The sequence below is a fragment of the Calyptranema fuscum S582 genome (genome assembly GCF_055793305.1).
Map to the genome: position 1 here is coordinate 37468 of NZ_JBSLYH010000043.1, position 23242 is coordinate 60709.

Annotated in this window: 19 protein-coding genes; 8 read left to right on the top strand and 11 right to left on the bottom strand. The window is 49.6% G+C overall.

The window, feature by feature from the left end; all coding sequences use genetic code 11:
* Positions 1-106: 106 nt before the first annotated feature.
* The gene (locus ACR6Z4_RS24105; protein ID WP_479719885.1) at positions 107-1045 is read right to left on the bottom strand and encodes a class II glutamine amidotransferase domain-containing protein; all 939 of its coding nucleotides are present in this window, start codon (positions 1043-1045) and stop codon (positions 107-109) included.
* 654 nt (positions 1046-1699) lie between these two features.
* Between ACR6Z4_RS24105 and ACR6Z4_RS24110 the strand changes: the two genes are divergently transcribed.
* Entirely contained in the window at positions 1700-4966 is a 3267-nt protein-coding gene (locus ACR6Z4_RS24110; protein ID WP_479719886.1) for a CHAT domain-containing protein, read from the top strand.
* A gap of 99 nt (positions 4967-5065) precedes the next feature.
* Here ACR6Z4_RS24110 and ACR6Z4_RS24115 read toward each other — a convergent pair whose 3' ends face one another.
* The gene (locus tag ACR6Z4_RS24115) at positions 5066-5611 is read right to left on the bottom strand and encodes a DUF937 domain-containing protein (RefSeq protein WP_479719887.1); all 546 of its coding nucleotides are present in this window, start codon (positions 5609-5611) and stop codon (positions 5066-5068) included.
* Positions 5612-6070: 459 nt separating this feature from the next.
* Positions 6071-6451 carry a phospholipid-binding protein gene (locus tag ACR6Z4_RS24120; protein WP_479719888.1) on the bottom strand — a complete coding sequence of 127 codons (381 nt, stop codon included), beginning with the start codon at positions 6449-6451 and terminating at the stop codon, positions 6071-6073.
* Between the two features lie 782 nt (positions 6452-7233).
* On the opposite strand from ACR6Z4_RS24120, the gene psaC reads away from it, so the two are divergent.
* From psaC to ACR6Z4_RS24140, 4 genes are all read left to right on the top strand, one after another.
* Positions 7234-7479 carry a photosystem I iron-sulfur center protein PsaC gene (gene psaC / locus ACR6Z4_RS24125; protein ID WP_012307203.1) on the top strand — a complete coding sequence of 82 codons (246 nt, stop codon included), beginning with the start codon at positions 7234-7236 and terminating at the stop codon, positions 7477-7479.
* 319 nt (positions 7480-7798) lie between these two features.
* Positions 7799-9706, top strand: coding sequence for a glutamine--fructose-6-phosphate transaminase (isomerizing) (gene glmS / locus ACR6Z4_RS24130; RefSeq protein ID WP_479719909.1), 1908 nt, complete (start codon positions 7799-7801; stop codon positions 9704-9706).
* A gap of 26 nt (positions 9707-9732) precedes the next feature.
* A complete protein-coding gene (locus ACR6Z4_RS24135) occupies positions 9733-10071 on the top strand; it encodes a DUF6883 domain-containing protein (protein ID WP_479719889.1) in 339 nt (112 codons plus the stop codon).
* Positions 10072-10073: 2 nt separating this feature from the next.
* A complete protein-coding gene (locus ACR6Z4_RS24140; protein ID WP_479719890.1) occupies positions 10074-10343 on the top strand; it encodes a DUF4926 domain-containing protein in 270 nt (89 codons plus the stop codon).
* A gap of 175 nt (positions 10344-10518) precedes the next feature.
* Here the strand turns inward: ACR6Z4_RS24140 and ACR6Z4_RS24145 are convergent, their stop codons facing one another.
* A complete protein-coding gene (locus tag ACR6Z4_RS24145) occupies positions 10519-10713 on the bottom strand; it encodes a hypothetical protein (protein ID WP_479719891.1) in 195 nt (64 codons plus the stop codon).
* Between the two features lie 176 nt (positions 10714-10889).
* On the opposite strand from ACR6Z4_RS24145, the gene ACR6Z4_RS24150 reads away from it, so the two are divergent.
* Complete coding sequence (locus ACR6Z4_RS24150) at positions 10890-11021, top strand: hypothetical protein (RefSeq protein WP_479719892.1); 132 nt, start codon at positions 10890-10892, stop codon at positions 11019-11021.
* Positions 10969-11265 (top strand): hypothetical protein, encoded by a 297-nt coding sequence (locus ACR6Z4_RS24155; protein ID WP_479719893.1) that lies wholly within the window; start codon positions 10969-10971, stop codon positions 11263-11265. The genes ACR6Z4_RS24150 and ACR6Z4_RS24155 overlap by 53 nt, the downstream gene beginning before the upstream one ends.
* Positions 11266-11356: 91 nt before the next feature.
* On the opposite strand, the gene ACR6Z4_RS24160 is transcribed toward ACR6Z4_RS24155, so the two are convergent.
* The 7 genes from ACR6Z4_RS24160 to ACR6Z4_RS24190 form a co-directional block, all read right to left on the bottom strand.
* Complete coding sequence (locus tag ACR6Z4_RS24160; RefSeq protein ID WP_479719894.1) at positions 11357-11530, bottom strand: hypothetical protein; 174 nt, start codon at positions 11528-11530, stop codon at positions 11357-11359.
* A gap of 106 nt (positions 11531-11636) precedes the next feature.
* Entirely contained in the window at positions 11637-13085 is a 1449-nt protein-coding gene (locus ACR6Z4_RS24165; RefSeq protein ID WP_479719895.1) for a hybrid sensor histidine kinase/response regulator, read from the bottom strand.
* Positions 13082-17848 (bottom strand): PAS domain S-box protein, encoded by a 4767-nt coding sequence (locus ACR6Z4_RS24170; RefSeq protein ID WP_479719896.1) that lies wholly within the window; start codon positions 17846-17848, stop codon positions 13082-13084. Before ACR6Z4_RS24170 ends, ACR6Z4_RS24165 begins: the two co-directional genes overlap by 4 nt.
* Positions 17845-19584, bottom strand: coding sequence for a hybrid sensor histidine kinase/response regulator (locus tag ACR6Z4_RS24175; RefSeq protein WP_479719897.1), 1740 nt, complete (start codon positions 19582-19584; stop codon positions 17845-17847). The genes ACR6Z4_RS24170 and ACR6Z4_RS24175 overlap by 4 nt, the downstream gene beginning before the upstream one ends.
* A gap of 458 nt (positions 19585-20042) precedes the next feature.
* Positions 20043-21179, bottom strand: coding sequence for a hypothetical protein (locus ACR6Z4_RS24180; protein WP_479719898.1), 1137 nt, complete (start codon positions 21177-21179; stop codon positions 20043-20045).
* Positions 21180-21183: 4 nt separating this feature from the next.
* Entirely contained in the window at positions 21184-21438 is a 255-nt protein-coding gene (locus ACR6Z4_RS24185; RefSeq protein WP_479719899.1) for a hypothetical protein, read from the bottom strand.
* 62 nt (positions 21439-21500) lie between these two features.
* Entirely contained in the window at positions 21501-22112 is a 612-nt protein-coding gene (locus ACR6Z4_RS24190) for a YdcF family protein (RefSeq protein WP_479719900.1), read from the bottom strand.
* A gap of 283 nt (positions 22113-22395) precedes the next feature.
* Between ACR6Z4_RS24190 and ACR6Z4_RS24195 the strand changes: the two genes are divergently transcribed.
* Positions 22396-23211 (top strand): carbon-nitrogen hydrolase family protein, encoded by an 816-nt coding sequence (locus ACR6Z4_RS24195; RefSeq protein WP_479719901.1) that lies wholly within the window; start codon positions 22396-22398, stop codon positions 23209-23211.
* Positions 23212-23242: the final 31 nt, after the last annotated feature.

The following is a 23242-nucleotide window of genomic DNA, read 5'->3' on the forward strand; positions in this document are numbered from 1 at the left end:
GCCTGGATCTGTTTAGATTTTTTGTTGTGTGCCGCGCGGAGCGCGGCACACAACAAAAAATCTGTAGCTTATGCAATTGAAAACTGCTGTAAAGATAGGCGATCGCCTATCCTCCTACTCCCACGGGTACGTCACGCGGTGCAGAAACGGTTGTCCAGATGTTGATTTCTCCGGCATCAGGTTCGCGCAGGGTGGCATTGGGGTTAAAGTCAGGCAGTCTTAGAAATGCTCGATATTCAGAGGCGATCGCCACACAATCGTCTGTTTCATAAATTACGGCGGGTTTGGCAGCAAATTTGTCGCGCACCAGAGCCATTTGATCCGCCGTGGCAACCAGGAAGGTATACGTCCCATCGACTGCGGTGAGAAACTTTTCTAGAGCAATCTCCAGAGAATGCCCCAGCCGCCGTTGGTAATCAATAAAATGGGCGATCGCCTCTGAATCATTTTGCGTTTCAAAGACAATGCCTGCCTGTTCCAGTTGAAACCGCAGTTTGTAATAGTTAGAAATCTGTCCGTTGTGAACAATCGATAGGTCAATGTTTGCGGTGAAGGGATGGCAATGCTCAATATCAACCACCGATTCAGTTGCCATGCGCGTATGGGCAATGCCGTGGCTCCCTGACCTGGCATCCACCTGGTAGTGGCGGCTTAGATTTTCGACGACACCTACGGCTTTATAAATTTCTAGTGCGTGTCCCAGACTGCTCAAATGCAGGGCAGGAAATTGCTGATGCAGCGATCGCGTAAACTGACGCCAATCAAACCCTGGTTCTAAAACCACCGTCAGTCGCCAGCTATCGGCTAGCACCTCAGTCCGTTTGATCGTGGCAAAGGGACGAATCCACTCCAACACCCCCGCCCAGTTCGCCTGTCCCCTGAGCACCAGGGTTAGCTGTTGAGGTGACGCATCTGGGGCATACAGGGCAACTCCGCAAGAATCGGGACCTCGACTTTCAAGGGGTTGGATCAGAGATAACAAATCTCTTCCCAAATGGTCGCGATCGCTTGGATTTCGATAGATGATACCTGCAATGCCGCACATGGTCAGGGTCAGGAGGGAACGGTTCCCACTGGTTATAACAAGCAGGCTGGCGAGAAATTGTATAGATTGCTACGCCTACCGCTTCAGACAGATGCTGAGGAGGCTGTGCTTTAGGGTGAAAATAGCCTGTTGCGAAAGCGTCCGCCCGAAGGGCGGACGCTGTCGCAACGGATTCAGGAACGCCATATCTCAAGTAACAATTAGCATCAGAGACCCCCATCTGGCTCAATCCAAAGTAGAATGTCTAAAGAAGGGTTTCGCATCACCACATCTCTGCTGACCAATAGTGGAATCGATCCACTGGCTGTCGTTTGCAGAGGAACCTTTTATACTTCCTCCACAGTCAATTAGTACTGAGACCGATTTAAACAGAATTTCAGGCAGAAATTGGATGGTTGGGGGCTGCGCTCTCCGTTAAGGGCAGACCTCTTGAACCTTTCAGTTGCGCACTAGTGCGGCTCTTTTATATACCAACCGTGATCTATTCAGGCGCGAAGCGCTATGAAAGCAGATTGGGTTGCGATCGCACTTTGGTATTGCCTACAAGGTCAGCATTTTCGTTTTTTAGAGTGCAACGCATTTACATGATGCCGGGGTGCAGGGGTGAACCCTCTGCGTGGAGGCGAAGTCTCCATATCCCTTGTCTTCACCTGAATGCGTAAGGCTATAGCCTTTACCGCCTGGGGCTATGACTCCATGGGTTGTCCGTTACCGACGGAACGATGGTTTATTCAGCGGTTCACCCACCTTTGTTATCCACCTGCACGTAAGAAGACTGGACCCGTGACTCAGGAATTCCACATCTCTGTAACCCCGTTGAGTGATGAAAACTACTTGGTGCGCACAGAACGGGTTGCACCGGGCGTACCGTTGGCAGAAGAACAAAGCCATTGGTCTGTGGAAGCCTGGCTGGCACAAACGCACCAATTGCTCAATGATCCGTTGCTGACGCTGCTGCAAGATGCCGATCCACTGGCGGCTGCCGCAGGTTTGGCTCAGGCAGCGGCACTGCACAGCGATTCGTCGTTAAATTTAGTCCGACTGGGGCAAGCATTTCACAATGCGCTGTTTCGGGGCAGCTTGCGCGATAGTTGGGTGACCGCTCAGGGTATTGCCCACAATCGGGGTGAAACGTTGCGCTTGCGGTTGGGGTTACGCGGATTGCGCTTGCCCCGTTTGCCATGGGAAGTGTTGTGTGAAACCGATCAGGTGATGGAACGGTTGAGTCCGTCGGATGCGTTGGAAACGATGCTGCGTCCTCTAACAACCGGGCAGACGGTTTTGTTTTCGCGCTATCTGACTGGCATGAGATTGGCGGGAACAGGCGCACCGCCCCAGATTCAACCGGGGCAACCGTTGCGAATTTTGATGGCGATCGCCTCTCCCTCCGATCGCGATCGCCTGAACCTGAAGCAAGAAGCCCTGTCGTTGCAAGAGGAATTGCGGCAGGAACGGGCAACCCCCTCGGCATTGGGAACGATGCCAGAGATCCAACTGACGATTTTAGAACAACCGGGGCGCGAACAACTGACGCAAGCGCTAGAACAGGGACACTATCAAGTGTTTCACTATGCCGGACATAGCACCTTTGGCGCATCGGGGGGCAATCTCTATCTGGTTAATCGGGAAACCGGGCTGTCGGAGATTTTGCGAGGCGATGATCTGGCGGGATTGTTGGTCAATAACCATGTCTACATGGCAGTGTTTAACTCCTGCCAGGGATCATTTACGGCAGCTCCTGAACCCACCGCAGAAATTGAAGGATGGAACCTGGCAGAGGCATTGATCAGCCGTGGGGTGCCGGCAGTATTGGCGATGGCAGAACGCATTCCCGACCATGTCGCGTTGAATTTGTCGCGGCTGTTTTATCGCAATTTGAAGCAAGGATATCCGATCGATCTCAGCCTCAACCGAGCGCGTCAGGGTTTAATTTCGTCCTATGGATCGCAGCAATTGTATTGGGCATTGCCTGTGCTGTATATGCACCCCGAATTTGATGGCTATCTGGTCAAACCAGAGCGATCGCCCGATACCGCTGACCCTACGGCTGACCCGCTAGGCGATCGCCTGTTTCGTTCTCTGCTAACGGCTGATGTTGCCACCGATTTGAATTGGCAAGACGCTGTCTCTGACCTGTTTGACTATCTGCCCATCGCGGATGATCGAGAATTAGAAATCATGGCAGAAGCCGTGTTAGGAACAGCCGATGATCTGTTGGATCGCCTGGAAACCCTGGATAGTGCAGACCTCAGCGATGACGAAAATTTAGATCTGGATGAGGAATTAGCGGATGACCTGGTCGATGAACCGTCAGGAGAGGCGATCGCCCATATGGTGCAACGTCTTTCATCACCTCAGCCGAGTTTCACCTCACCGCCAGTTCCCACTACCGATCCCTTCCCGTTCATTCCAACTATCCCAACCGTTCCAACCCCACCTGCTCCACCCCCAACCGACGCCAGTCTTGCAGCCGTTGATCCTCTGGCGTTTTTAGATCTCCAACCTGACTTGGAGCCAGAAGCAGAAGCAGAAGCAGAAGTAGAACCCATTCTCGAACCCGATTTAGCCACAGAACCAGACACAGAAGCAGAAGCAGAGACTTCCCAGCCAGGTCTAGAGGAAACGGTCGGAGCCTTTTTGTCGGGCTTGTTTCCATCGGGGGTTGCCTTGCCGCAGGACGCTCCTGCTCCTACCTTGCCGCAGGTGCCGTTTTATCCACCGCTATTGCCCAATCTTGCTGACCGCCAGCCCTCCGGCATTACTCCGCTGGGCACAGAGGGGCAACTGATCCCTGCTACTGCTGCTGAGATCGAACCGATTCCTCCGATGTCCTCCGATGAACCTGATCGCGAAACTGAGCCAGCAATGTCGCAACGGGGATCAGATCGGTGGTTGCTGCTGCCGTTGATTGGCGCGGGTGTTGCGGCGATCGCCTTGAGCATTGCCCTGATTCCCAAGCTGCACTTCTGGCGATCGCCAACTCCAGACCCGGTCACAGCCACATCCCCACTCCCGACCCCCGAGATCAGATCCGACCGTGTTAGCCCCCCCGCGATGACCCCACGCCCCAAACCCCCTGCCCCGATCGCCGTTGCGCCGCCTGAATCAACCCCTGCCCATCTCCGCCAACCAGACCCCAGAGAACCCGATCGAGCCGTACCCGTTAGCGATCGCCGTCCTGTTGCCTATCGCCGTCCTTCAGACGTTGACCCTCAACCCGCTGCTGCACCCGTTTCGCCTCTGTTCGACGAATCATTACTCCTGCAAGTGTTACCCGATGAGCTAAATGCGATCGCCAGCCGTCGCTTTGAGCTGGCAGCGGCTCAACCCTCGACGGCAGCAACAAACCTGGCGGTTGGCAATAGTGCCGTCAAAGTGTTGCTCGATCGCAATGAGTTGGCGTTAGCAGAACGCGCGTTGCAAGCCGCCGGGGAAATTGACGACCCGATGACAACCTTTTTGCGTGGTCGATTGGCATGGATGGCAGTTCGGCAAGGCTATTCCACGGTGTATAGCATCGAAGATGCCCGCAAGTTTTGGGAACGGGCAGTGGCGCAAGACCCGGATTCCAAGCTTTACCGCAACGCTCTGGCGTTTGCCTATTACGTCGAAGGAAAAACCCGTCCAGATTTGGCAGACGATCGCTGGTCAAGAACCATTGCCACCCTGGAAACTGCCCCGAGTGACTGTGATACTAATCCTGCCGGTTGTGCCATTCAAGCCTTAGCCTGGATGCAATTGTCGAGCCTTGACCCCGAGCAGCAGCAGATCCGATTAGATCAGGCGCGTACCCTGCGCAATCAAGTCTCCGATCGCACAGACCTACAACCCAATGAACTGGAACGCGATTGGCTGTGGAGAGAGGATGCCATCAGCGAGTGGCGATCGCTCTTAGATCAAGCCCTGCTCGATGGCGTATAGGTCGTGTTGATAAGAATAGTTTTGGGGCGCAGCTTCGCTGCGCCCCAAAACTATTCTCATGGATTTTATTCAGAATGAGTGCTGTAGCGATCGCTTCTATTAGCGTTGGCTGAGGAATCGACCCGCCATTGATAGCGTATCGCTTAAATCAACATCGCCATCGCCATCGGTATCTAAAAACGCATTCAACACCGAGTTAGATGCAGGTGCAGCACCGGCTTGGGGTGCAGCTTGTTGCTGTCGGTTGCCCGTACTGAGCAGATTCAGCACCACAGGAACGGCGATCGCCAACAACGATTGCACCATAGCCGGATCTAAGCCCGTTTTCTGCGCCACCGTTTGGGCTAACTGCTGCTGCTGCGCGGGGGGTAACAATGCCTGGACTGCCGATGCATTCGGCTGAGTGCCTGCAAATTGATTGATTAATGACTCTACTGCGGCATTACCACCCGTTGCCCGTTTTTCTTGCAACGACGAGCGCACATAGCTTCCTACCGTAGACATTAGCACCTGGGTCTGAGACGCATCCAGCCCTTGCGTACTAGACAGTTGCTGCACCGTATTCAAAATATTGCCCAGTTGACCGACATTGGCTTGTTGATTGGGGTCATTGATTGCCCCCAAAATTTGGTCAAACAGTCCCATACATCAACTCCTACATTTAATTTGTCAGGATCGTAGCTTGCATCAGCCCGAATGGTTATGGTTGGAAGCGCGGCGTTGCTATGCCTCTAAACATAAACATTCAAGACTTACAGCCATGGTCAATTGCTTAAGCCACAGATTTTTGGTTGTGTGCCGCGCGGAACGCGGCACACAACCAAAAATCTAACCATATCCAAGCGCGAAGCGCTGTATTTAATTTGTAATCCTATAGCAATTGCAGGGTTAATGAGGACGGGGTGCAGGGGTGGAATCCCTATCCGGGGGCACAGTCCCCGCGCCAGAGAGGATAGATGGGGCGATCGCCCATCGCCATCAGCCCTCAGCAAAATGGGAACATAGGACGCTCAATGCCCCATGCTCCCATAAAAATCGGTATTGCGGAATTCTGATATGACGTTGAGTGCGCTGTGATGTCAATCTTCAGCACGGCGCACAATCCTAACCAATGGTGACCTGGCTGGCGTCTACATCTGTGGCACCCTTAACACCCCTGGCAACCGAAATGGCGTTATCCAAATATGCCTGATTGGGAACCTTGCCCTTGAGTACCACCTTGCTGCTGAGTTGTGCCACCCATAGCGTACCCACATCATCAAGTTGGGCATCGTGGTCAAATGCCAGAGCTACACGCTTTGCCAGACCACTTTCATCAAAATTTCCATCTAACCCTACTTTTTCAGGGGGAATAGATGTCGCTGGAGCCGCTGCGGCTGGTTTTGCCGTTGCCGCAGTCGCAGCCGGGGCGGCTGCTTTGGGAACAGCACCTGTTACCGCTGTAGCAGGCTTACTTCCGGGAAAAAGTCTATCTAACCAACTCATCGCTCGTGATTCTCCTAAAACGAAAGTACCGTCGCGATCGCAGATTTTATAAAACCGCAGATTTGTTGCTAGAAACGCGACAGCGCGCTTGCAAAAATCACCATCTAAGTTTTATCTACTAACGATCGTTGCCTTGCAGTCCTGCTCATCTAGAAGCTGTCCAAATCCCTAACTCGATCGCGTCTGGTAGATGCTCGCAAGCTACAAACAGGGAATGCATCCAAATCATAAGCTGCATCGGTTTAAGGTTGGGTCGCCAGACAGTAAAACTGCATACAAACATCTCTATTTTTGTAATATTCAGTTACATTACCGCGTCTACTTTAAGAGTGATTTAACCAACAGAATTCTCTTAAGAATTAAGAACTTTATGAGATCCAGGTGTTTCCCCCGGTAAAGATGCGATTAATTGCGTCTTTACCGTCAGGCTAATGGAAGCTATTCGATATAAAGCACAAAATCCGTTATAAGCAGGAACTCCCTGCATAGAAGCTTGCATTGGGTAAAACGTCATGGCGATCGCCTCAGCGTGATCTGCCGACCCCTGTGCCCGTACCCCGATTTAATTGCCGATCCTGAAGGATAGATCCCGTGCTGATCCAGGTTCACTGTATTACGTTCTTTAAAGTTTTTATGCCTTTTGCAGAATCGGGTAAAAGCACTGCTGTAAACTAGTGGTCGATTCGAAAACGTCATGATTCGTACTGCTGTAGGGTTTTAGCTCTTAAGCAGCGACCGTCAGCAAGTATATTAAATCACAGTAGTTCGGAGCACTTATATCAATGTCCCATTCAGTCAAAATCTACGACACCTGCATCGGATGCACCCAGTGTGTTCGTGCCTGCCCTCTCGATGTCCTCGAGATGGTTCCTTGGGATGGTTGTAAAGCTGGGCAAATTGCTTCCTCTCCTCGTACTGAGGATTGTGTTGGTTGCAAGCGTTGCGAAACGGCTTGCCCAACTGACTTTCTTAGCATTCGGGTCTACCTGGGTGCGGAAACGACTCGAAGCATGGGTTTGGCTTACTAGAGCCTTATCCTGTCAATTTGACATACCTGGATATTGCGGCGGGGGAGAAACCTTTCTCCCCTGTTTTTTGTTGTAGGTGTGGCTGATTTGATCGAGAGGGAGTGCCGCGCTTTGCGCGGCACTCCCTCCGCATCTCAGGGGTGCAGGGGTGGAACCCCTGCGTAGGGGCGCAGTCCCCATCCCCCATGCTGCAAACTTTAGGGGTGTGAACACCCCTAAAGTTTGCAATACCGTTTGTTGCATAAGTCTTAACGCCATTTTTGTAACAAACCCTTACAATGATGTGAGTCTGTTCGATCCGCTTTCAGGAGCGTGTGGCATGTGTGGAATTGTCGGCTATATCGGTACAAAAACAGCCAGTGGCATTTTATTAGAAGGATTGCGCAAGCTGGAATACCGGGGTTATGATTCTGCCGGAATTGCCACCATCTGGGACGACAAAATCCAGTGCATTCGAGCCAAAGGCAAACTGCATAACTTGCAAACCAAGATGGCAGGGCAAGAGATGCCAGGTCAGATTGGCATTGGACATACCCGCTGGGCAACCCATGGTAAGCCTGAAGAACACAATGCCCATCCCCATTTAGATCGGGCGCGTCGCGTCGCGGTCGTGCAAAACGGCATTATTGAAAATTATCGAGAACTGCGAGAAGCCCTGAAACAAAAGGGGTATGAGTTTGTCACCGAAACCGATACCGAAGTTATCCCCAACCTCGTGGCAGTCTGTCTGGATCAGATGCGCAGCCAGAACGAATTGCATCAGCATGTATCCCCCTTTATTGAAGCCGTACGCCGAGCCGTAAAGCAATTAGAAGGGTCATTTGCGATCGCCCTGATCTGTACAGACTATCCCGACGAAATTGTGATCGCACGGCAAAATGCTGCTCCCTTAGTCATCGGCTTTGGGCAAGGTGAATTTTTCTGTGCCTCCGATATTCCGGCGATTTTGCCCCATACCCAAGCCGTCGTTACCCTGGAAACGGGCGAAATGGCAGTGCTCAATCCCCTGGGTGTCGAAGTCTATAACTTTGAAGGCGATCGCCTGCGCAAACATCCCCATCTGCTCAGCGGCACCTCCGTTGCCACCGAAAAGCATGGCTTCCGCCACTTCATGCTGAAGGAAATCTATGAGCAACCTGGCGTCGTCCGCGCTTGCCTGGAAGCTTATGTGGATAGCAACTGGACAGGCGATCAGGATAGCAACCCCATTCACCTCAACCTGCCCGAAGAATTTTACACCGACTTAGAGCAAATCCAGATTGTTGCCTGTGGTACCAGCTGGCACGCCAGCCTCGTCGGTAAATACTTGCTAGAGCAACTTGCCGAAATTCCAACCCAGGTGCAATATGCCTCCGAGTTTCGCTATGCCCCACCGCCCCTGACGTCCCAAACTCTGATCATTGGCGTCACCCAGTCGGGCGAAACTGCCGATACGATTTCGGCACTCAACATGGAAAAGCAACGGCGCGAAGACAAAGCCGATCTCACCTACCGTCCGCGTCTGCTGGGCATTACCAACCGGATGCAAAGCACCCTGGCACGCATGGTCAATCAGGTGATTGATACCCATGCCGGGATTGAAATTGGTGTTGCCGCCACCAAAACCTTTACCGCCCAACTCGTCGCCTTCTACTGTCTGGCACTGGATCTTGCCTATCGACGAGGCACCCTACCCTATGAGCGCATTGTGGCGATCGTCACCCAGCTACGCCAAGTACCCTCGGCGATGGAAATCTTACTCGAAGGTCAAGAACAACGAATTGAAGAACTGGCACATGAATTTGCCGAAACCCAAGACTTTATTTTCGTCGGTCGAGGCATCAACTTCCCGATCGCCTTGGAAGGAGCACTCAAACTCAAAGAAATTAGCTACATCCATGCCGAAGGCTATCCAGCCGGAGAGATGAAACATGGACCGATTGCCTTGCTCGATGCCAAAGTACCCGTCGTGGCGATCGCCATGCCGGGTCAGGTTTACGAAAAAGTGCTATCTAATGCTCAAGAAGCCAAAGCCCGCGATGCTCGACTGATCGGCGTCACCCCCACCACCGACCCCCACGCTGCCGAAATTTTTGACGACATCTTACCCGTCCCCTCCGTCGATGAATTGCTGTCGCCACTGCTAACCGTGATTCCGTTGCAATTCCTTGCCTATCACATCGCCGCACGACGCGGTCTAGACGTCGATCAGCCCAGGAATTTGGCTAAAAGTGTTACGGTTGAATAAGTCATGGTGTGCTTTATTCCTACACTATGCGTCAACCTAAGCGTTTAGAGTTTTCACTCGCTAAAGCGGAATACCTACTCAACTACACGACTGAAGCAGGAGACGGAGGTGATAAACGCAAGTTTTGGTACACCATCATGGGTTTTCGATCTGCTGAAGCCATCCGTGAAGTGATTTTAAGAGAACTATCTGTCGATCTCCTCGAAGCTAAAGGGCAAAACTCCTACGGCGAAAGATACCAAGCAACGATTTCAATTACTTCAACATCTGGCATCATTCGATCCATTGAAACTTGTTGGATCGTCCTGTTGGATGAAGACATCGCTAGATTTGTAACCGCTTATCCAGCAAGACCCAAGACGTAGCTATGAATCAGTTCCAACTGCTCGATTCTGTAAAACTCAACGAATCCATCCCCCTGACCGACGGGGGCATAGCAGAAGCTGGCACACCAGGAGCAATTGTCGAGGTATTTAACCAGGGCGAAGCTTATATGGTGGAACTCTTTGATGGCTGGATGAAAATAGATTCACAGGGGTGCTTCATCCCTGCACAACCCAACGAAGAGGGGGCATTTATGCAGACTTTGGGCGTTGAAGTTGTTTCCCCGCAGCAACTCCGATTAGTCAAGTATTAAGGCTAATTGTGTTATGTCTAAATCACTCCAAAGTTGTGGGTTGGATGCGATCGCATCTCTTTCATGAATCAATGCTTCAAAGTACTTTATTCTAAAGCAGGAATGGCGATCGCAATCAGATCATATGAATTCTCTGTTCAACTACTCACACTTCAAACAAGTAGAAATTTCAGTTTTAGTCTAGTTGATTCAAATTATGTTTTCTGATTAGTTCTTGATTTTCGGGCAGATTCACCCAATTCTCTAAAGCATCTTGTAAAACGTCAGAAATTGACCAATCGCGATCGCCATTTTTGAGCGCAGCTAAGGCACGAACTAGCCTATCTAAATCCTGTGTGATATACCCCCGAAATTCCTTTTTCTTAGCCACTGTTAAGCCTCTAGCTACCTAACTCAGAGGCTCAATCATCTCACAGGCTTAGCGCCGTTTTTGATTTACGCTTTTATGCGTATTTGCGTAACGCCGCAATTAATGTATGATTAATCTCAAATCAAAAACACTCGGATACCAAGGTGTCTGGGCAATATTCCTGCGGAGTTTTATACGTGATTACCCTTTCCGATGATGAAGTTGCTCTGCTCAAATCCTTGTTAATTGCTCTGCGCGGCATCAAAACCAAAGAGATTGATAAAGCTCTGGTCATTCTCAGCAAAGGCGATCGCCAGTCTCATTCGTAGTGGTAATCTCAGTCTCAAACTCACACTGCAAGAGTTGTTTCAGTCCAACTGTGCGATCGCCACGGCTGACCTTCCCTGCAACTTAAAGCCCCTGGTTGCAAATCTAGGATTCATCTCACCCGTTACGGTTGAAGAGTTGATTCAACATCATACGCTCTATCCGTTTTATGCTCCCTTTTTGCCCAAAGAGCGATTGCCCGTCATAGTACCTGATTTCTGTAACTCCCAAATCGGTGTAAATTGAAAACGATCGAAGGGACTTCCGGTGATGTCCACTTCAACCGCTAGATTGGGGTGTAGGAAATGCGCTAAATCAATTTGCTCGATATCTCGTACTAATGCTCGTTCTGAATGTAATAGCATTGCTCTGGTTCCAATCCCCTTTCCAGGTCTTCGCGATCGCAGGTGCGGGAGCCTAAGCTGCGCATTTCCAGATCGAGTTCTTCGGTTGTGGCTTCAATCAGATAACCGAGGAGTTTGTTGTAAGTTTTGTAGGAATCGAGAGGCATACGGATTTCGAGGGTGCCGCGATCGTACACATCGTCTGAAATTTTATTGAGAATCCAGCCATTTCATGATTGAAAAATCATGAGAAGCTAGAAAGAATGTTTGACTTTATGTTACCTCTATCCCAGAGAGTGGCAAAGAGACTGTAAAGGTGGTTTTGCCAGGGATGCTGTCTACAGCGATCGCACCCCCCTGTTTTTCTACATTCCGCTTGGCAATGCTCAATCCTAAGCCGCTGCCTTCTCCCATTGCTTTGGTGGTAAAGAAGGGGGCAAAAATTTTTGATTGCAGCTCTGAGGGAATACCACTGCCAGTGTCGGTGATACTAATTTGGATCTGATTGTCGAGTTGAACGGCATCAATGGTAAGTGTCCCTTTATAATTCATCGCTTGCAATGCATTTTGAATCAAATTAGTCCAGACTTGATTGAGGTCATCTGGAAAACAGAGAATGGGCGGTAAGTCCGCATAGTGTCGAATCACTTCAACACCCTGTTTGAGTTGATTGTGATAGAGCGTCAACGCTGTTTCGATTCCCTCAATCACATGGGTCTGCACGGTGATGCCGGTAGAGTCTTGATGGGCATAGCTTTTTAATGCCAACACTACCTTTGTAGCGCGATCGCTCGCTGTCTCAATTGTTTGGGCACTTCTGCGGATGCTGACCAATTCATACGCCATACTCAAAATGGTGGAACTATTGGCGTCTTGCAGCAACGGCAACAGAGTCGAAAGCTGATCTAATACGCCAATGTCAATCAACGTATCGGCGATCGTATCAGCGTTTGCGATCTCATAGGCTTCAAGCTGTTGAATTAAACTACGTTTGTGCTGACGTTTTTCTTTACTGGAGAGCGATCGCAGCATGTCATGGGATTGCGCCGAATGATTTAGTAATCTGAAAAAGTCTTGTTGTCGTTCGCTGGAGAGGGTCTGAAGAAACTGAGGCAACGATTCTAAATGCTGATTGAAGAAGTTGGTAATTGTATGAGCAGACGAGCGAATCGCGCCTAACGGTGTATTCATTTCATGGGCAACATTTGCTACCAATTGCCCCAGAGCTGCCAGCTTTGCAGACTCCAGTAATTGTGTTTGAGTGGTTTGCAAGTCTTGCAAGGTGTGCTCTAGATCTTGATTCTTTTGTTGCAGATGGTTTTGTAAGGAGCGAATAGCTAAATGAGCATCCATGCGAGCCAATACTTCCTCAATCTGGAACGGTTTGGTGATGTAATCAACTCCGCCAATGGCAAAGGCTTTGACTTTATCAAACACATCATTCAAAGCGCTTAAGAAGATGACGGGAATGTGGCAAGTGCGTGAGTCGGCTTTCAGTTGTTCGCAGACCTGATAGCCATCCATTTCAGGCATATTAATGTCTAGCAAAATTAGATCAGGCGGCATCCCTTGAGCGGCAGAAAGTGCCATTTTGCCATTGGTTACTGGACGGATTTTGTAGCCTTGTTCAGATAATAGATCGACCAATAGGCGTAAATTATCGGGCGTATCATCCACCACCAAAATGCTGAAAGCGGTTCGATCGATCTCAGTGGCAATCATAGTGATAATTCCCCTGTAGTGGGCGGTTCAATCGCTGGAGTCGGTGGTTCGATCGCTTGCATGGCCGCCAAAATTCGCTCATATTCAAAGTTACTAATTTGCTGGTGTAGTACTGTTGCGATCGCCGGATTCATTTCATCGATCTGAGCAATCAGGCTCGTCAGCGTCTCCAGGTCAACGTTGTAGAGGGCTTGTGTCAGTGCGGTAAGCAGGGATGCTGGCAGCGATCGCAGTTGCTCTGATAAGTGCTGGCGGGAGAATGATGCTTGAGACTGCGATCGCCGACTCTCTGGTATCAATGGTTCCGCGTAAATATAGCGCACTCCAATATGTTTTTGCATCGCGGCGAAAATGTCAGTTTCTCGAAATGGCTTGCGAATAAAGTCATCGCATCCGGCGGACAAAACAATTGCTTTCTGTTCTTCTAAGGCGCTGGCAGTTAGCGCAATCACGGCAGTGGCTTGTCCCTGGGTCGTTGATTTGATTTGCTTGGTGGCTTCATAGCCATCCATTACCGGCATTCGCATATCCATCCAAATCAGGTGTGGTTGCCATTCACTCCAAATAGCGATCGCCTCTTTACCATCACTGGCTTCTCGTAGCTCAAACCCCAGAGGAGCCAGAAGTTTGATCAGTAATTGACGATTTGCTACTTTATCATCCACCACGAGAATGCGGTAATGAGATTGATTGGGTTCTAATCCCACCACTTGCGGGGACGGAGGCTGCAAGCGTTGAGACAGATCCCCAGCATCTGCCAGGGTCGCCACGATATCAAAGTGAAAAACAGTGCCTTTCTCTAATCGGCTGCTGAGTGAAAGCATCCCTCCCATCAGCTCAACAAATTTGCGGCTGATTGCTAAGCCTAGCCCCGTGCCCTCTTGAACTTTTCCTGATTGGGTTTGGGCAAACGCTTCAAACAAACTTTCCACATCTTCTGGAGCAATGCCAACTCCCGTATCTTCTATCTCAAAGTGAAGGACACAGGGGGGATGGATGGATGGAGAGGGGGTGGGGTGAAGGGATGAAGGGGGGGAGGGATGAAGGGATGGAGAGGGGGAGGGATGAAGGGATGAAGGGGTAGTGGGATGAAGGGATGGGTTGGAGGGGCGTTCTCCTACTTTCACACGCAAGGTGATCTGTCCAGATGGGGTAAATTTAACGGCATTGCTCAGCAGGTTGATCAATACCTGACGCAGTTTAATCAGGTCGGTGCAAATATATTGGGGTAACTGGGCATCGCGATCGCAGATCAACTGAAGCTGTTTTTCTTGTGCTCTTATCTGAAACATGGCTTCTACATCATTCAGCAATTGATATAAATCAAAATTAGTTTCATTCAGCGTCGTGCGTCCGGCTTCAATTTTAGAGAGGTCGAGGACGCTATTAATCAGGGTTAATAAATGCTCGCCACTGCGAATGATGGTGTCTACATTTTCTCGTTGATCGGCATTCAGGGTGGTACTGCGATTTAAGAGTTGTGAAAATCCAAGAATCGCATTCAGGGGCGATCGCAACTCATGACTCATGTTTGCCAAAAATTCACTTTTAGCCTGGTTGGCAGCATCCGCTGCTTCCTTTGCCAGCCGCAATTCTTCTTCGATGCGCTTGCGTTGTGTCACGTCACGGGCAACCCCAACACAGTACAGCACATTACCGGCATCATCATACACAGCAGAAATGTTAGAAATATACCAAAGCCAATCTCCATATTTAGGTTTGATCAAATACTCCAGACCCCAAATGGTTTGCCCGGTTTCCACTAATTGCTGCACAGCATCCATACATAGCTGAAGGTAGTCTGGATGAATCATGGGGGCAAAATGATGCCCGACAAATTCAAGCGGATCATACTGGAGTGCAGCCGTCAAACTGGGAGAAAAGTAAGCAAACGTGCCATCTGGATTGAGGATATAAATGACATCATTGACATTTTCGACGATACTGCGAAACCTTTCTTCGCTTTGGCGCAGAGCCGTTTCGGCATACTTCAAATCAGTAATATCGAGAACAATGCCTGACCACAAGATGTCTCCATTGGCTAAACGGTGAGGGGTAGAACGGCAATGCATCCACTTGAGTTTGCCACTGGGAGTTCGCTGGCGAAATTGCTGATTGAACACCGACAAATCATGACTCGATCGCTCCATCGCTGCCATCACCTGGGGCAAATCTGCCGCAACAATCTGACTATATAACACGGTGATATCGTCTAAGATAGCAGCAGGCTTCACTTCAGCAATTTGCTCAATTCCAGCGCTGATATAGGTGAGGCGATCGCGTCCATCTGGTTGGCGGATTTGTTGATAAATTGCGCCGTTGCTTAAGTTGTCGCCAATCGAACGTAGCATGGCTTCTTGCTCTTGCAATGCTAATTCGCTTTGTTCACGAATGCGGGCGATTGTGATCAGTTCGCCCACCACTTGAATCAGCTGGGTATGGTCTGGATTCCAGGGGTGCGGGTCAAATACTTGATTGAAGCCAATTACTCCATAGACATTCTGATTGTAAATAATAGGGATGAGCAAAAAGGCTTGAATGCCTAACCGCTCTAATGCGGCTCGCTCTTGATCGGCAGTTGGCGGCAGGTCATCAATGGACGTGATGGCGACAACTTGCCCGTTGAGCACCCGAGTCCATGCCCAGGCAAACTGGTGAATGGGAACCCTTTGAAATGAAGGCTTGAGCGGCTGAATCCCCTGCGTGTGCCATTCGTGGGTGGTGCTCCACTCGTGCAACTCCCGATCGTATTTATGGATATAGCTGTGGTCGCTGCCGGTTAATTCTGCCAGTTTACAAAGCGTATAGGCGATCGCAGATTCCATGTCTTGATTGACAAACGCCCGCGAAATATCACTCAACAGGGTATCTTGCTGGGCACGTCGCCGAATGTCATCTTCGATGTGGTTGCGTTCTAGCTCTGCCCCGGCACGGGTCGCAAAGATTTGCAGAATCAGTTCTCGATCGGGGTCTGTGCCCATCGGTTTGACATCCAACACTGCCAAATGACCCAATATCCGCCCCGCAGAGTTAACCAGCGGCATCCCCAAATAGCTGACGACGCCCAGTTCAATCAGCTCGCGATCGCCTGAAAATCTCGTTTGGACATCTGTTGGGTAATAGCAAATTTGACCTGCCAGCACTGTTTCACAGGGTGTATTGGCAATGTCATAGGCGATCGGCTGACTCCAATCGGTGCCTGTCCAATAGGCTAATGAGCGCACCTGTGTTTTTTCGCCATTGGCAAATTCAGAGACGATGGCATACTTCACCTGCAATACTTTGGCTAAGTAACGGACACAGGCCCGAAAAAACTCGGTGCCGGTTTGGGATGCGGTGCCTTCGACAATCAGTCGCAATGCTTCTTTTCCCTGTTGCAATGCCGTTTCGGTTTGCTGGTGTTTTAAGATCTCTTGCTCCAGTGCTTGCGTGCGTTCTAAAACCTTGTCTTCTAGCGATCGCGCATAGTCTTGCAATTGTTGACGAGATAAACGGACTTGCTGACTCATGCCATTAAAAGCATCCGCCAGGGTTTTGACTTCTTGAATGGTAGAATCTGCAATCGGTTGTTGTAATTCACCATTAACAATGCCATGGCTGGCAGCACTCATTCTCATGATTGGTCGTGTTACCCGCCGAGCGGTGATCACGCTAATGGCGATCGCCAGACCCAATGCCGCCAAACATAACCCCAGTGTGATATGGGTGTTGGCATCAATGCGTGCCATAAAATCAGATTCAGGCACCACTACCACAATCAACCAATCCAGTCCCATTTCTTTTGTGAAGGGAGTTGCCCGCAAAAAGTATGGCTCACCCTGGTGATAAAACATCAACGGCTGAGCGCGATCGCTTCTCGCCAGCGTTCCAGTTTCGGCTTGCAAGACTTGGGTTGATTGCTGAATCAAAGAATCATCCAGATCACGGGCATTAATGCGTAAGTGTTGTTGATTTAAGGGAAGCGGGTGAGTAGAACTGGCAATTAAGTCACCCGATCGTTCTGTAATGAAAATAATGCCCGATTGCCCCACCTGGGTCGCTTTGAGCAAGTCTCCGATGGCTGAGAACAGGCAGTCTACCCCAACCACCCCTTGCAATTGCCCAGCGGTGTCATAGATAGGTTGACTGAGCGCAATTTTCAAATCTTGTTGACTGATGTCGGGATAAACCTCGCTCCAGGTTGAATGACCCGATCGGATAGCTGCCTGATACCAGGGACGAACTCTCGGATCAAAGAAATTACCCTGTTCCAAGATCTGGGTGGTATGACCCTGAGTATCGGTGGCATAGCTATAATATCTACCCCCAGTGCTTTGACCCGATCGCCCGACCCGCCAGGTGTTGCTCGGTCGGTGCCGCCCCAGTCCAATAAATTCTCCCTGAGGATTGCCAAAATACATCGCAGTTCCACAGACACTATCAAACAAAAATCGCTGCTGCCAAAAATATTGGATCAAGTCATTCGGATCTTGAGTATTCAGTTGTCCGGTTTGAATGGCGTTCGCATTGAGTTGGTTAATGATCTGAGCATGACTTAAATAGTGATACAGGTGCAGCTGAACGCGATCGCTGACTTCTGCCATCAATTGCTGCGCTAAATCTTCAACCGCCTGCTGCCCATTCTTAAACGAAAAATAACCCGTTAACCCCACGGCTCCAACCATGGGAATGACAAATGCCGCAATCAAAATCGTTTGCAACGGTAATCTCAGTCGGTTGCCCCGTCTGACCTTGAGCCTGCTCAGTGGTTGAATCCGCTTCATACCGTAAGATTGGGAAGTTGAATCGTAAATATTGTCCAATCATTGCCACTGGTGACGGCGATACTGCCGTGAAGGCGCTCGATCTGCTTTTTAACCAGTGCCAGCCCCAACCCAGTGCCACCCTGATGTCGGCGATCGCTATTAGCAATGCGATAAAACTTATCAAAAATCAGGTCGTATTCGCTTGCCGGAATCTCAACCCCAGAGTTTTTGATGGTGAGCTGAACGGTTGCCCCACTGGCACGAACCGTTAACACAATCATTTTGCCAACCGGAGTATATTTGCAGGCGTTGTGGAGTAGCTCGCTCAACGCCCGTTCTAAATAGGATGGATCGGTTTTCAGGTCAGGAATCTCGGATGCAATATCTAAGACTAATTGTTGCTGCTGGTTGCGAGTCCGTTCTATAAATGGCTCAGCGATGATCGGCAGCCAGAGAGACAGGCTGATGGTGGTGACATTCAGCGGAGCCGCACCCGCTTCTAGCCGTGCCATATCCAGCAACTCATTAATCAGATGGGTCTCTCGCTGGCATTCATCCCGCAGAATTTGTAGATATCGAGCTGCCTGATCTTGCACAGTTTTTCCCATCCCGGCAGAGGTCAACATGGCATCTAACAGGTGAATTGCCATCTGAATCGTGGTGAGGGGCGATCGCAACTCATGGGAAATGCTGCTGAGGAAGTCGTCTTTGATCTGGCTGAGTCGCTCTAGCTCTTTGACTTGTGCTTGCGACAGTTGGTAAAGCCGTGATTGACGTAGGGCGATCGCACATTGATCTGCCACTTGTTGCACAATCCGAATTTCGATCTGATCAAATATCTCTAACTGGGGCTTAAATAACCACAGATCCCCAATCACACTGTGCTGATCACGCAACGGACAAATAAGCACCGTTGATTGTGTTTTTAACTCACAGTGCGGCTCTGTTGCCAGAGGAATGATGCAGCCCTGCATCTGCTGTCCCTGCAAGATGTGGGCGTAAAGATGGGGGCTATCTTCTAGATGGGTAATCACGCCTCTAAACGATTCCGCATCGGACGCAACAGATTCATAACGAATTTCAGTCGTGCCCTGATCGAGGTCATACAAAGATGCTGTACAACAACTCAATTTCAGCTCTGTAACTAGCTCTTGCACAGCCGTTTGGAGAATCTGACGTTCATCTAAACTTTCTCGTACTTTGTCGGTCATACGATTGAGCATGGCTTCAAACTCAAGCAACCGATTGAGTTGAGCCGTTCGTTCATCTACCTGCTGCTCTAGCACCAGATTAAACGCTTGCACTTGCTGATAAAGCTCTTGTAGCCGATGTGTTTGTGCCTCTAGCTTGCGGTCTTGCAGAAAACTTTGAACCGCTTCAACCACACTGGATTGTAGGTCGTCAGACTTCCAGGGTTTAGCGATATATCGAAATAGTTTGGCTTCTCGAATGGCATTGCTGACAGCTTCCAGGTCAGCTTGCCCGCTAATCATAATATTAAGGGTATGAGGCGATCGCGTATGAATTTCTCGTAATAACTCATCCCCCTTAATATCGGGCATGATGTAGTCCACCAGAACTAAGGCAACTTCATAGTCGTCCTCCTGCAAGTCTGCAATCAGTTCTAGTGCCTCGCTTCCACCTTCAGCCGTCTCAATCAAACACGAGTCACCCAATACACGCTTTAGCTCTATCTTGAGACTCTCTAGAACGGTCGGCTCATCATCGACACATATAATGACGGGTTTACCCATAAAGCCTAGTAGACTCAATCAAGTTTTGTAGCGGGGTGCAGAGGTTCCACTCTTGCGTGCAAGCACTGCCCCCACACCCATGGTGCAAAATTTTAGTACCACGGTAGATCTGGAAACAGGACATGTGTGTGACTTCGTCTCCCATACGGGGATAAAGCCCTCTAGCCCTCTATATTAGCCATACGTTATTTTTGGATGTTACTGGTTTGGGGTATGAATGTGTAGGCTTCACCTGCACATTCATACCCCAAACCATTACTACCTTACGGTTTGAGAGTTTCGCGTCACGCCGCTCTCAAACCGTAAGCAGGGTTCACTACAAAATAAAGTGCTGTCAAAGGATATTTCCAATATAGTATGCCCACTACTGCCTCTGTGCTTAGCCATGTCAGGTTGGAACCTGTCCAAAATTATCTCTCCCACAAAGGTTCTGAGCACGATCAGCCGATGCCATGCCTCTACACCAGCGACTTTTCATAAATGCGATAGGTTTTATAGATCTTGCCGCCGGAGGCTTCGATCAGTTTGCGGGATGGCATGTTGTCTTCATAGACCCACGACAGTTCCGCCCGTTTGTAAGGTTTACCTTTTTTGATGCCACCCATCATGCCTAGATAGATTAGACCCAGGGGCACCATCTTGCGACGATATTCGGGAAGAGAACAGATCGCAATCACCCGTCCCTGATCGATCTGGCGACGGAACCAGAGAAATTTGAGGATGCCGATGAAGTTGAGCTTGCCGTTGACGTGTCTGAGGGCAATATTGTAGTCCGGTAACCCCATCCAAAAGCCGACCATTTCACCGTTATATTCGGCGATCGGGAACACATCCGGATCGACCAGGGTTTGCAATTCCTTGGCTTCTTCTAAAAATTCTTCTTGGGTGCGTGGAGTCGAACTCCAGTTATTGGAAAAGGCGGTGGTGAAGAGGTTATAGAGACTCATGCAATCTTTCTCAAAGCCTTCCCCTTTGGTATGGATGGGGCGAAATTGAATGCCCGATCGCACGGCAATGTCATACCCTTTTTTAAATTCTTCTGGCAGAGTGACATCCAGACGAAAGTCATAGGCATAAGCATCTTTGGCTTTTACCCAACCATCTTGCTCGACAAATTTAGGGTAATAGGGTGGGTTGTAGGGCATCATCATCATCGGCGGTGAGTCGAACCCATCCACTAAAAACAGGCAACCGTTGTGAGTCGAAAGATCAATGGGTCCTCGAACTCTGGTCATGCCTTGGTCTTTGAGCCATTGGCAGGCCGCATGCAACAGTGCTTGGGCAACGGTAAAGTCTTCAATGCATTCAAAATAACCAAATAAGCCAATTTTTTCGCCTTCTCGTTCAATCAGGCGATCGTTGATAGCAGCGACGATACGACCGACGGTATCGCCTTTTTCTCCAAGCGCAATGAATTGTTGTAGCCGACCATATTGGAAAAATGTATTGGTCGAAGTAAATTGTTTGGCAATGCTGCTACGAATTGGCGGGACCCAGTTGGGATCATTACGGTAAACGCGATTGGGCAGATCGAGAAACTGATCTTGTTCGGCTGGGGTGGTGACAGGTTGGATGTGGATGAGGGCTGTTTGCATGAGTTTAGGAGTTGGGGGAGAGGGGGCGAGATGGCGGGACAAAGGGATGGAGAGGTGAAGGGATGGAGGGGTGAAGGGATGGAGAGGTAAAGGGATAGAGGGGTAGAAGGATAAAGGGATAGAGTAGTGGATCGGTTAAAGCACTATCAAATTTGTAACCACTATTAACTTTCACATATTCAAACCCAACAGCCAATAGCCGATAGCTATTAGCTAATAGCCGACAGCTAACAGCTAACAGCCGACAGCTAATAGCCATCACGTATTCAAACCCAACCGCTAATAGCTAACAGCTAATAGCTAACAGCTAACAACTAACACCTATCTCCCAAATCGTTCTCTTAGGGTTGACCCGGTGTGTCCGGTGAAGACCCAGAGGATGGATCGGGCTCCGTCGCGGATAACTTTTTCGACGTCTTCTGGGGGGCGATCGCTCGGGATGGCGACTGCTCTGTAGTCAATGCCACGACTCCAAAAGACAATACTGCCGATAACTTTGGCACGAGGCATGTGGTAATCGGAGGTGATGAGATAGACGCTATCAATCTGGCGTTCTTGAAATTCATCGACCAGAGTGGTGAAGTTTGTGACGGTATCAATGGCTTGATAGTCCAGATGAATGCGATCGGGATCGATCCCGGCTTCTTGAAACACCCATTCTGTATATTCTGGGTTACTGCCTGACGAGATCCAGATGGGTAGGTCGGGATGGAGTTGAGCAAATTCGGCAGCAAATTGTTCGCGTTCGATCGCCCCTCCCAAAACAAAAATTGCGTCAGGGTGGTGCAGGTAGCCACGAATTTGGTGATAGGCGATCGCCCCTACGGCTAAGAGAAAAAACAACTGACAAATAATAAAGCGCTTTTTAGTTCGTTTAGCCCGTTTGGGTTTGGCATATTTTTCATGAGATAGATGAGTAGAGTGCGATCGCATAACCTGATAAATAAGCGCAGGGCTAAAACTAACTCAGTAGTAATGATCAGGATCACAAGCTAATTGCCCTGTTTTTTCGAGAGCGACGGCTCCGCCGTCGCTCTCGAAAAAATGGGTTTGATTAAATCCACGATCCTAAACATATGAATTGAACAGCTGATCTATTTTTTGCAGATAACCGCACTGTGGTTATCTGCAAAAAATTTGCAAAATCAGTAATGTATTCTAACGGGTGTGCCCCTCGGTGAATAGAGAGTAAAGATTTACTTTGTCGAAAATTCCCATGAAACTGGCAATTTATCAAACGGCTGGCAAATCCTTAGATATCGCAGCTAACCTTGATTTGATGGCAAGTGCCGCTGAGCAGGCAACCCAAGCTGGGGCAGATTTTTTGATTTTGCCAGAGTTGTTTTTAACAGGCTACAACATTGGTGATGCAACCCGTCAGTTAGCCATGGTCCAGCAAGATGCTCCGATGCAAATGGCAGCCCACATTGCTCAGCATTACCAGATTGCTTTGTTATTTGGCTATGCCGAGCGAGAGGGCGACCATCTCTATAATTCCGCCGCGTTGATCGATGCTCAGGGCAATTGGGCGGGCAATTATCGCAAAATTCATTTATTTGGCAGCGAAGAACAGCGCTTATTTCGTCCCGGCAATCAATGGATACTTCGGGCGATCGCCGGTATTCAGGTCGGTGTGCTGATTTGCTTTGATGTCGAGTTTCCTGAAGCCGTACGAACGCTGGCAGCTCAAGGTGCCGAGCTGATTGCCATACCGACTGCCCTGGCGTATCCTTATGAACTGATTCCCAGGCTGCTGGTGCCTGCTCGTGCCTTAGAAAATCAAGTGTTTGTGGCATATGCCAATCGGGTCGGCATGGAAGCTGATTTGAGGTATTGTGGCTTGAGTTGTGTGGTTAGCCCCGATGGCAAAGATTGTGCCCGTGCTGGCGAAGCCGAAGCCGTGCTGTTGATGGCAGAAATTGATTTAACAGCGATCGCACAAGAGCGTCTGGCATACGATTATCTCAAACAGCGTCGTTTAGATTTGTACTGTAGCGACGTTCAATCCAGTGAAGTACAGATTATGGGTTGAACGCCATGCTTCGCATGGCGTTCAACCCATA